Consider the following 11,671-nt stretch of genomic DNA (forward strand, 5'->3'; position numbering starts at 1 on the left):
CTTTTTTATCACAGCGAATCAGACAAAATTACGAATGCATGCGTAGCAAACATGAGCTGGTAAATTCCCTCCTGGGCCTGTCGCAGCGTAGTGAAACGCAGACGAGAGGGGTTCCTCTGGGGGTGGGCTTATTTTGTTATCACTATGTGTAATGGATATCAGAAACCCACGACTTAAGTCGTGGGCTGCACCTGCTCCCTTCGGCAGGCTCAGGGTCCGCCTCCCTGGAACTCCGAACCCCATGAACTCAAAAACTCACAAAACCCATAGAACTCAAAGACTTCACCTTATCTTACCCGGTAGCTAATCCGAGGAGTGCATAGACTGACATGACTTTTGCTCAATTATTAAATACTGTTCCGGTTGAATTTGGGAAACAATTCATTTCTTTCGTCACTGGTCAGCACAATGACAACAGAATTTCATTAAAGTATTACCACCACCAAGCTTCAGGAACAGTTTATGCCGAAGTAACTTTTGGAAAGTTGGCCCAGGGACCCCCCGGACATGCTCATGGAGGTGCCATCTCTGCTGTTTTTGATGAGCTCATGGGAGCCTGCTGTTGGGTCAATGATCAACCCGCCATGACTGCCCAGTATACCACCCGGTTTTTTAAGCCAGTTCCTTTGAATACAAAAATGTTATACTGTGCTGACATCAAGAAAGTTGAAGCGAATAAAATTTCACTGGAAGCAAAGTTGATCGATGTTTCAGAATCAAAATATGCAGAAGCACGTGGCTTGTTTATCCTCCAGGATATGGAGACCTTCAAGCGCATGAGCCAGAGTAGTACGGACAATGAAGATTTCCTGAAAGAACTTGCTAAACATACATGATCAACAATCAAGAAGACATAAAGCATACTTTATTTTCCAAGGATAGTAAAGACAAGGCACGCCTTGTCTCAACCCCAACTACCAATGAAGGATTGCCTTGTCTCAACAACAAATCAACCCCAACTATCAATGAAGGATTGCCTTGTCTCAATAATCAATCTCCTGACAGGAACGAGGAGGGCTTTTGCCGTTTCATCATGCTAAACTAAAGCAATAAAAAAAAGGAAAACACCATGGCCTGGACATTCAAATTTGATTTAGATAAATACGAAATTGAGGATCTCAAGATCGTTCTGGAAAAATTAAAGAAAAAAGACGTCCGAAAAGTAGAGGTCTCGGTTAACGGCGATGTTCGTAAATTGGCTACCAATATGCTGAAAGCGGTATATGACCAGGAAGACTTCTTCAAAGACGACCGCTGGTAGCCCACGACTTCAGTCGTGGGAACCTTTCAGATAATACAGATCGCTGATATCAATGAGGGGCATCTAAATTGAACGTACGCATAAAAGCATTTGGATTGGTATTCATATTTATCAGCATTAGCCTCATTGGCTATATGCTGGCTATGGATATTGAAACCCCCCGACCCATCCTGAAACACGATAATCTTGAAGGGCGGGAAGTCGTTTATTTTGGCGTTATCTCACGCTACACGCCACGCTCTATTATTGAGGGCTATCAACCCCTCATGGATTATCTCACCGACAAAACACCCTATCATTTTAAACTCAGGTTGAGCAGAAATTACCTGGAGACCGTTCGGCAATTGACAGATGGAGACATAGATTTTGCTTCTCTGGGTAATTACACTTATATCAAAACGCGCCTGGATCATGATATTAAATGTATCGCCATGCCCATCAATGCCCGTGGTAACCTGGAAAACTATGATGACATCATCGTCCCATTCAACTCACCCATTCATACGCTCTCAGATTTGCGTGGACGTACATTTGCTTTTGCCTCTCGACAATCATTTAGCTCTTGGATGGCGATCTGGATGCTGCATGAGGCTGGAGTGAATCTCAGTGATTTATCCGAATATAAACACCTCAGCTACCATGATCTCGTTGCTGAAAAGGTCTTACGGGGAGATTTTGATGCGGGAATGGTGAAATCCGTTGTTGCCCATCAATATGAAGCCAGGGGCCTTCGGATCCTCGCCAGGTCTCCAGCCATTCCCAGTGTGCCGCTGGTAGCAGGTGCTCATGTTGATTCAAGCAAACTACAGGTAGTTCAAACAGCCCTCCTCAATCTAAAATCCATCATTGAAACAGGGGCAATAACCACTGATGACTGGGATTCAGAGGTTGTCCATGGCTTCAAAACAGGCCATGATTCTCTTTTTAATTTTCCTCGCAGTATCTTGACCCAACTGGAGTTGATCCACTGATGCAAATTCGATCGAGTATTCATGATCGATTGGTGATCAGGATTGGGTTTAGTCTAGCTGTTCTACTTTTGGGACTATTTTTTGTGATCATCACTGCTCAAAAGGAAGCCATCATCGGCAAACACCGTATTGTGGCTACTACAATGATTCAAACGGCCATCATTCCCATCAACGATGCGCTTTACCTATCCGCATCAAACAGTGCCGATTATCTCCAATCATTTATTAATAATTTCACCAGAAAATACCGGGATCAGATCAAATATGCCATCATCCTGGATCAATCAGGAACAGTCCTGGCTCATTCTGATGTAAGTCAGGATCAACAGATTTACACTGATATTTATAGTTTAGCCGCACTGGAAGCCATCGATCCAGTATTTCATATCTATGAGGATGCACAATACGGATGGGTCCTGGAAGTTTCGGCGCCGCTGGGACTGGTCAGTTTGTCCCATGGTGCTGTGCGCATGGGGCTGGATGCTCAACCGATGATTCGGGAATTACGGACCACCGCGTTGTTGATCATGCTCCTTTTTGCAGGCATACTAATTTTGGTTATAGTCATTGTTCTCCAGATTACCCACAGCGTTACCCGGAAATTGCGACATACCGTTCATGCCATTGATACCTTTGACTTTCAGACAGCAGAACCTCTGCCGCTGTTGGAGAGTGATGATGAAATTGGTTTGCTAAATGATCGATTCTCAAACTTGCAAAAACGTCTGATCGCGGCACGTTCAACCATGGAAAAGACCAACAAGAGTTTGATTCAGACAGAAAAGCTGGCTGCCATGGGACGGATGGCCGCAGGTGTTGCCCATGAGATCAATAATCCGCTATTAGGTCTTAAGAATTGTCTGCATTTGCTAAAGATAGATCCTGAAAATAGTGAAGATCATATGAGGCTTCTCAAAGAGGGCCTGGATAGGATCGAAGTAATTGTTTCAAGATTGCTGGAAGGAGCCCGTAAAAAAACCGGTACTATACGGGAATTTGATGTGAATCTAAGTGTCCGGGATGTTCTCAATTTACTGGCACACCGCCTTTCAAAGGAAAAGGTGATCACTCAGGTTCAGCTTAGCGATAATTTGCCTGTTCTGTCCAATAATAAATCAGGCTTTGAAGAAGCTTTGCTAAATATAGGCATGAATGCTATGGATGCCATTGGTGGCATCGGCACAATCAGGATCACAACCGATGAACAGGATGGAAATATTTCAATCGTTGTAGAAGACTCAGGGATTGGAATTCCAGATGAGATTCAGTCCACCATGTTCGAGCCATTTGTTACAACGAAGGAAGTGGGGAAGGGCACGGGTCTTGGTCTCTATGTCACCCGCGAAATTATTGAGTCCATGGGGGGTAGGATTAGCTATTCTAGCAGTAATTTAGGTGGTGCTCAATTTCGAATTGATTTACCCGTCGACATGCACAAGCCATAGAAAGCCAAACAATGTTAAAAATATTACTCATTGAAGATGAACGTATCAATCGAATCACACTGCAGAAGTTGCTCGAACATGCTGGCTATTACGTGGTCGCGGTGGATACTGGCAGCAAGGGCATGGACGCAGTCAATGAGGAGACCTGGGATGTTGTACTCACGGATCTACGCCTTCCTGGAGCAAATGGCCTGGAGATTCTGGATGAGGTCAAACGTATCTCACCTGCTACCCAGGTTCTGATCATGACTGCCTTTGCAACAGTTGAAAACGCCTTAAGTGCCCTGAAAAAAGGTGCTTTTGATTATTTAACCAAACCATTTGATCCTGATGAACTTTTCCACCACCTCGAACGCATCAAGGGCATCAAAGATCTGAATGCTGAGAATGAAGCCCTGAAAGCATCCCTGGCTGAGCTAAAGGTTGCATCCGGTCTGATCGGTCGATCACCTGTTATGGAAGAACTCATCGATAAGGTGAAAATGGTGGCCGATAGTGAGCATACTGTTTTGATTGAAGGTGCCAGCGGAACTGGTAAAGAAATGATCGCAAATGCTGTTCAATCCCTGAGTCAGCGCAAAGGCAAACCATTTATTAAAATTAATTGTTCTGCCTTGAGCGAAAGCCTTTTTGAAACTGAAATGTTCGGTCACGAAAAAGGAGCCTTCACAGGTGCTGTCAAACGGTCCCTGGGGCGCTTTGAACGAGCCGGGAGTGGTACCATCTTCCTGGACGATATAGATGACCTTAGCTTGCGGTTACAGACCAAACTGTTGCGGGTGATCCAGGAAGGCGAAATCGAACGAGTAGGCGGGGCTGCGATCATCAAAGTTGATGTCCGTTTGATCGCTGCCACAAAAGTAGATCTTAAGTCTCTTGTAAATAAAGGCAAATTCAGAGAAGATCTCTATTACCGCCTCAATGTGATCAAGCTCCATGTTCCGAACTTGAATCAACGTCAGTCTGATATCCCGCTGTTATCAAGACATTTTTTGAGTAAGGCCAGCCCGGAAAAACAGCTTTCACCTGATTTGTTGACCTATTTAGTTAATCTGGATTGGCCGGGCAATGTCCGTGAGCTGGAACACCTGATCCTTCAGATGTCAATATTTTCGCACGAAACGGTTCTGGATCTCGCCGATCTCCCAGAAGCCTATCGAGTGGGAGATGTTCAAACAGTGAATTCTGAGACAGCAGATGCTTCCCTAACAAAGCGTGTGTCAGTATTTGAGGCAGATATTCTCTCCAGAACCATGGAATCATTCGGCAATAATCAACAGAAAGTTGCGGAAGCACTGGGCATACCCCGCACAACCCTCCGCAGCAAACTCATGAAGCATGGCCTCCTGGATGTAAACTAGCTCATATTATATCTCTGCCTTTAAATTCCTCCACTTTCATAGGGGAGGTGCCCGAAGGGCGGAGGGGTGCTTTCCAAAACCACCCCACAAGAATCACTAACTGAAGCACCAGGAAAGTTGCCCTTTCAAAGCAACCAGCATTATTCGATATTATCATAGACAAAACCCTCTTGTCTCACAACTCACTCCACACTTTTAAAAGGAGAGCAATATATGCTCAAAAGCAGAATAGAATATAACGCCCGAAAATTGCGCAATAATATGACACCAGCAGAAGTGATCCTGTGGAAAATGCTAAAGGGGAAGCAGTTAGATAACAGAAAATTTAGACGACAACAAATTATTGGGTACTACATCATTGATTTTTACTGCCCATCAGAACACTTGGCAATTGAATTAGATGGTCCAATCCACAATACTACTAAAGCAAAACAGTCAGATATGAAACGTGATGCCTATTTAATAGAACATGGGATAAAAGTACTGCGATTCAAAAATGGTATGGTACTGAAAGACCCAGACACCCTCCTAAACAAAATCCGCAACTCATTCGACTGGAAAACAAAAGCCCAGTAAAAAAATGTCATAAAAAAATATTCCTCCCCTCTCAGGGGAGGTGCCCAAAGGGCGGAGGGGTTCCCATGCACCCCAATTGACCTTAATTTATAACGTAATACAATTTTATGTTCAAGGAAAAACCCACCCCGTCTTGCAACGCAATCCAACCCTCCTCTAGGAGGGGAATAAAAACAACAGAAGTTTTTTGCTTAATCTCTGCAATGACGACATATCGTCTAGCTTGACGAAATATAGTCTAAAATCTTAAAATCTAATCAAACACTAACAATTGATGATTATATGTAAGTCCCGTATAAATAGGGATGTATAAACAGTATTAATTTGTGGCACAAGTTTTGGAATAGCTTGGTGATTACGAATTATTACAAAATCAGATTAAAGGAAATATATCATGGCAAAAATTGAATTAGGGAAAATCATTCCACGCTGGGAATGGCGAACATTTGGGGAAGATTTTGGGGATGCTGAGGATAAGATTAAAGCACACGAATGCACCCGGGAAGTGGAAAGTAGTGAAGTCTACATCCTCTCAAAAAAAAGCGGAGAAAATATTAAGGTTCGTGACACTCTCATGGATATCAAGGTTTTACGCGAAGTAAATGGTGACTCCTTGGAACAATGGTTCCCCATCATGAAAGCCACTTTCCCAATGGGCCTGGATGAGATGACTGAAGTCTTCAAGGCAGCGGGAGTCGGAGTAGACCTCAGCAATGCTGAAGAACTCGACTTCAATGGATTTATTGCAAAATATGTTGATTCTAATCCCGATCTCAAGTCTGTTGGTGTTTTCAAGAAACGCTATGGCTATATGATCGATGGCGCCACCGTTGAAATTGCTGATTTGACCATTGATGGGAAAACCATCCGGACGACAGCAGTTGAAGATGCTGATCCGGAACTGGTTATCTCTCTTGTGAAAAAATTGGGATTAATCGAATTTGAGAATATCAGCTATATCAAAGCCATGCGTCGCATGGTGGGATTCGAGGAATAGATCATGGCCCAGGAGATCGAACGCAAATTCTTGGTTACCGCTACAACATATCGTGAGTTGGCAGGAGGTATTCATTATCGTCAGGGTTATCTCAACAGTCAGAAAGAACGGGTTGTCCGCATCAGAACGATAGATGATAGTGCTTTCATTACGGTTAAGGGCATCACAAAGGGCGCTACCCGCCTGGAATATGAATATGAAATCTCTGTTTCAGATGCCAATGAGATGCTAAATCAGCTCTGTGAACAACCCATTATTGAAAAACATCGCTATAAAGTTGCCTTGGGTAACCATGTCTGGGAAATTGATGAATTCCACGGTGAAAATGAAGGCCTCACAGTCGCTGAGGTTGAACTGGAATCTGAAGACCAGGAATATCCCAAACCAGACTGGATCGGGGAAGAGGTTACTGGTGATCCACGTTACTATAACTCTAACCTGATCGCAAATCCATATAAGAACTGGTAAGCAATAACCTTGAAGCAAATTGTAGCTGATAAAAAAATGAGCCGAACCCTCAAAGTGCTCGGTCTTATCCTGATTATATTTGGGTTCCTGCTACTTACAAGTAAGGCCCATGCAGCCTTTCCCGAAAAGCCGATCAAAATTGTGGTCTATACTGGTCCTGGTGGTTTGATCGATATCAGTGCTCGTAAATTTGCAGGTATAGCTTCAAAATATGTTGATGTCAATTTCGTGGTGGAGAATAAACCCGGTGCAGGTGGGATTGTCGCGCTTAAAAAGGTAATCCAGGCGCCAGCAGATGGTTACAACCTGTACGCCTGTACCAAATCAAATATCGCTAAATTTGTTCAAGTCGGTGGAAGTGAATATATCGACGCTCTCAATTGGACCGCCATGCTCATGGCAGACCCCGAATGCGTGATCACCCATGGGACCCAGGATCTGCATCTGTGGCCCGATATTGTAGCCAATGCATTGCAAAATCCCGGTGAACAAAACTGGGTGGGTCCTGCGGCTGGTGGTCTTGACCATGTAACCGCTCTCAAGATTTGGGATGCCTATGGCATGGATGCCAAATGGATTCCCTTTAAAAGCGGGGGAAAGGCCCTGGCAGCCCTCCTGGGTGAGCAGGGAGTAGCCTATGTGGGTAACCCCCGGGATGCCTTGGGCAATGCTGATCTGCATATTGCCGCCGTCTCATCACCTCAGCGTTTATCTGCCTTCCCTGATGTTCCAACTTTTACGGAGTTAGGCATGCCCGGGCTTGAAAATGAGTACATGTGGCGTGGATTTGCCCTTAAGAAAGGGACACCACCAGAGGTAGTGCAATGGTATGATGCTCTTTTCAAAAAGGTCACAGCTGACCCTGATTGGATATCATTCTGGAGCAAAGGTGGCTTGGATATCAAATATGTTGCCGAGGAAGCGTTTACCACGTTGGTACATGAAGATGCAAAAATCTTTGAGTACTATTTAAGAAAATCCAATATACTCCAGGATGAAGCCCAGGGAATTCTAGCAAATATTGCCTCCGGAACTTCATTTACAGTCCTTTCACTCATTCTTGTAATGATCTGGTTGTTATGCTCTTACGGAGTATACAGAAGTGCTTATGCTGCGATTGTTGGTCGAGTTATAGTCATTGGTTTTTTCCTGGTTGTGAGTATCCTGTTTTTGGTTCAATCCTTGAATTTTCCCAATAGTACAGCTGTTGGACCTGCTGCCGTACCCCGTTTATGGATTTATATGCTCATTCCTTTGAATCTCCTCCTGCTTTTCAAGACCTTTCGAAATGTTGCCGAAGTTTCTGAATCCGGACCCAGGGTTGATATCGTTCTGAACTTTATCGGTTTTCTGGTTGTATACCTGCTGCTCATGCAGGTTATAGGCTATTTTCTCAGTACATTCGGGTTCGTTATCGTTGGTCTGTACTATTTGGGCTACCGTAAATGGAGAAACATCTTCATTATTTCTGGTGGTTGGATTCTTTTCTCCTATTTGATCTTTTATAAAACCCTTTATGTACCCCTGCCATTGGGAACCATTTTCGAAAGTCTATTCTAAGAAATATTATGCTAATTGAAATTCTCAAATATGCTGAAATCATCATAATAATATGAAATCATTCTTAATGGCTAAAACCAATACATATAAAAACTCTGCGCCCTCAGCGAACTCTGCGAGAGGCTGCTCATGAGAAAATCATGACAGATCTATTTGGCAATCTGATTGATGGTTTGACCTTTGTTATGGGAGTTATCCCCATCTTAACCATAACCTTGGGCGTAATCATGGGTATTGTTGCCGGCGCTACACCTGGGCTGTCTCCATCGATGGGTGTGGCACTACTGGTACCTTTTACTTACGCTATGTCACCTACATTGGCACTGATTCTCCTTGTGGCTATCTATATAGCAGCCAATTATGGTGGGTCCATTACGGCAGTGACTATCAATGCTCCAGGAACTCCTTCATCGGTGGTTACTGCTTTTGATGGATATCCTCTGACGAAAAAGGGAAAACCAGGAATGGCTCTCGGCGTTTCTCTGGTGGCCTCAACCGTTGGCGGTATCATCGGCACCCTTATTCTGATCTTTTTCTCAGGACCTCTGGCAAAATTTGCTCTTAAATTTCATCCAGCTGAATATTTCGCACTGGCAATATTTGGATTAACCACAGTTGCCTCGCTAGGTGGTAAGAATTGGATCAAAGCCTTTATTGCTGCCATGTTTGGACTGTTGCTTAATACAGTTGGTATTGATCCAATCTCCGGTGTTAGTCGGTTTACTTTCGGTTTTTCATTTCTATATGATGGATTTGCCCTGATTCCAGCTTTGATCGGCCTGTTTGCGCTCAGTGAGATCTTCAAACAGCTTGAAGGTGGTGATTTTTCCACTCAACAGGTTGCTCCCGGTAAACAGGAATGGCCAACGACCAGCACCTACTGGAAATTGAAGAATACCATCATGCGTTCTTCGTTTATGGGAACCATCATTGGTATTTTTCCCGGGGCAGGCGCTACTATTGCGGCTTTTATATCCTACGATGTCGCCAAACGGGTCAGTAAACATCCCGAAGCATTCGGTAAGGGTAGTCTGGAAGGAGTGGCGGCAGCCGAAGGGGCTAACAGTAGTTCTGTTGGTGGCGCGTTGATACCCCTGTTGACACTCGGTATACCTGGCAGTGCTTCCACAGCAGTTCTCATTGGTGCGTTGATGATCCATGACCTTACCCCCGGTCCCCAACTGTTTATCTCAAACCCTGATATTATCTACGGCCTTCTAGCCAGTTTGCTTATTGCCAATGTTATTCTATTGATTCTGGGCTTTTTTGGGGCTCGCCTCTGGATCAAGGTTACGACCATTCCAAAAACAGTTTTATTTCCGCTGATCTTTGCCGTATCTATTATTGGTAGTTTCGCTGTTCGTAACTCCTTTTTTGATGTGGCGGCCTGTCTGGTTTTCGGTGTCTTCGGGTGGTTGTTGCGTCGCTACAATTATCCAGTAGCCCCCATTATCCTGGGTATGGTCCTGGGAAATATTGCTGAAACAAACTTTATCAGAGCCATCATGATGGGTGGTTGGACCGTCTTTTTTACTCGTCCCATGAGTTTGGGAATGCTAGTTGTAGCCGCCGCCAGCTTTGCTGTTCCACTCATCCAGGCTAGAAAGCAGAAGTGATTACGCTGACTAAAGTTGAGTCCATGGCTGCTTTTCTATTCGTCACACTGAGCGGAGCCGAAGTGCAGAGAAGAATTATATCAGGGGGACAGAGTGTCATACTTTGAGAGCCCTGGCAAAACACCCTTAGATGCACCCCTGGGTCTGTTGAATGGTCTGAAGACAAGTATTATGAGATTGACAACACAATTTAATAGGACCCAATAGATGATTTTTAAGAAAATAAAAATAACGAATCATCTATCAGTTAAAGTAATCGCTTTTTTAGGCTTACTCCTCATGGGAGTCACTGCAGTATTTGCAGGTGGATCAGCTGATGCAACTGCTGCACATGAGATCTCCTGGGGCGTATTGACCATGACCTTGTTTGGTGGATTGGCTTTCTTTCTCTATGGCATGGAGAAAATGAGCTCAGGAATGAAAAAAGCAGCTGGCGACAGCATGCGGTCCATCCTATCAGCCTTGACCAACAATCGGTATATGGGTCTACTGGTGGGTGCTTTTGTGACCATGGTCATCCAGAGCAGCAGTGCCACAACGGTTATGTTGGTGAGTTTTGTACAAGCAGGACTCATGACCTTTGTCCAGAGCCTGGGTGTAATACTCGGTGCTGACATTGGAACCACAATCACCGCTCAATTGGTGGCATTCAAACTGACAGATTATGCCCTGCTCATGATCGCCGTCGGTTTTGGATTGATGATGTTTGGTCGCAATGATAATCAAAAGAATATTGGTGAATCGATCCTGGGTTTTGGGATTCTGTTTTATGGTATGAAATTGATGTCTGAAGCCATGAAACCTCTGCGAACCTTTGAACCATTTATCACCATGTTATCCCATCTTGAAAATCCACTATTGGGGCTCTTGGTTGGAACCATATTTACAGCGCTCATTCAGAGCAGCAGCGCCTTTACAGGCATCATCATTGTCCTTGCACAACAAGGATTACTTAGTTTGGATGCGGGTATTCCTTTAATTATGGGTGCCAATATCGGAACTTGTGTAACTGCTGGCTTGGCCAGTATTGGAGCTTCGCGAGAAGCCAAACGAGTTGCTGTGGCTCACGTATTGTTCAAACTCACAGGGGTTCTGCTCTTCATCTTCTGGATACCCTGGCTCGCTGATATCATTCGATCGATCTCGCCAACATCTGATGCGGTTGGTATCGCTAAACTGGGTTCAGAAGTTCCCCGGCAGATTGCCAATGCCCATACCATATTTAATGTGGGACTAGCATTAGCGTTTATTCCATTTACTTCATTCTTTTCAAAAATTATCATGAAAATTTATCCAGATGTTGAAGATGAGAAAGATCTCACTATTGCAACCTGGCATTTAGATGATTCAGCTATCGAAACCCCTGCGTTAGCACTTGATTTGGCACGAGCTGAGATCAACCGGATGGCGAAGATT

11 protein-coding genes are annotated in these 11,671 nt (G+C 44.2%); all 11 read left to right on the forward strand.

The window, feature by feature from the left end; translation table 11 throughout:
* Nucleotides 1-329 precede the first annotated feature (329 nt).
* Nucleotides 330-836 (forward strand): PaaI family thioesterase, encoded by a 507-nt coding sequence (locus U9Q77_08810; protein MEA3287457.1) that lies wholly within the window; start codon nucleotides 330-332, stop codon nucleotides 834-836.
* 233 nt (nucleotides 837-1,069) lie between these two features.
* On the forward strand, nucleotides 1,070-1,261 hold the full coding sequence (locus tag U9Q77_08815; protein ID MEA3287458.1) for a hypothetical protein: 192 nt from the start codon (nucleotides 1,070-1,072) through the stop codon (nucleotides 1,259-1,261).
* 68 nt (nucleotides 1,262-1,329) lie between these two features.
* Nucleotides 1,330-2,232: a PhnD/SsuA/transferrin family substrate-binding protein gene (locus U9Q77_08820; protein ID MEA3287459.1), complete on the forward strand. Its 903-nt coding sequence runs from the start codon at nucleotides 1,330-1,332 to the stop codon at nucleotides 2,230-2,232.
* Entirely contained in the window at nucleotides 2,232-3,677 is a 1,446-nt protein-coding gene (locus U9Q77_08825; GenBank protein MEA3287460.1) for an ATP-binding protein, read from the forward strand. Before U9Q77_08820 ends, U9Q77_08825 begins: the two co-directional genes overlap by 1 nt.
* A gap of 11 nt (nucleotides 3,678-3,688) precedes the next feature.
* Nucleotides 3,689-5,038 (forward strand): sigma-54 dependent transcriptional regulator, encoded by a 1,350-nt coding sequence (locus U9Q77_08830; GenBank protein ID MEA3287461.1) that lies wholly within the window; start codon nucleotides 3,689-3,691, stop codon nucleotides 5,036-5,038.
* A 213-nt stretch (nucleotides 5,039-5,251) separates the two neighbouring features.
* The gene (locus U9Q77_08835) at nucleotides 5,252-5,614 is read left to right on the forward strand and encodes a DUF559 domain-containing protein (protein ID MEA3287462.1); all 363 of its coding nucleotides are present in this window, start codon (nucleotides 5,252-5,254) and stop codon (nucleotides 5,612-5,614) included.
* A gap of 394 nt (nucleotides 5,615-6,008) precedes the next feature.
* A complete protein-coding gene (locus U9Q77_08840) occupies nucleotides 6,009-6,611 on the forward strand; it encodes a hypothetical protein (GenBank protein ID MEA3287463.1) in 603 nt (200 codons plus the stop codon).
* Nucleotides 6,612-6,614: 3 nt separating this feature from the next.
* Complete coding sequence (locus U9Q77_08845) at nucleotides 6,615-7,079, forward strand: CYTH domain-containing protein (GenBank protein ID MEA3287464.1); 465 nt, start codon at nucleotides 6,615-6,617, stop codon at nucleotides 7,077-7,079.
* A gap of 9 nt (nucleotides 7,080-7,088) precedes the next feature.
* Nucleotides 7,089-8,639 (forward strand): tripartite tricarboxylate transporter substrate-binding protein, encoded by a 1,551-nt coding sequence (locus U9Q77_08850; GenBank protein ID MEA3287465.1) that lies wholly within the window; start codon nucleotides 7,089-7,091, stop codon nucleotides 8,637-8,639.
* 140 nt (nucleotides 8,640-8,779) lie between these two features.
* Nucleotides 8,780-10,255, forward strand: a complete 1,476-nt coding sequence (locus U9Q77_08855; GenBank protein MEA3287466.1) for a tripartite tricarboxylate transporter permease — start codon at nucleotides 8,780-8,782, stop codon at nucleotides 10,253-10,255.
* 207 nt (nucleotides 10,256-10,462) lie between these two features.
* The coding region (locus U9Q77_08860; protein ID MEA3287467.1) for a Na/Pi cotransporter family protein at nucleotides 10,463-11,671 on the forward strand (1,209 nt) is incomplete at its 3' end.

It is taken from the genome of Candidatus Neomarinimicrobiota bacterium (assembly GCA_034716895.1).
GTDB lineage: Bacteria > Fidelibacterota > UBA8477 > UBA8477 > JABMPR01 > JABMPR01.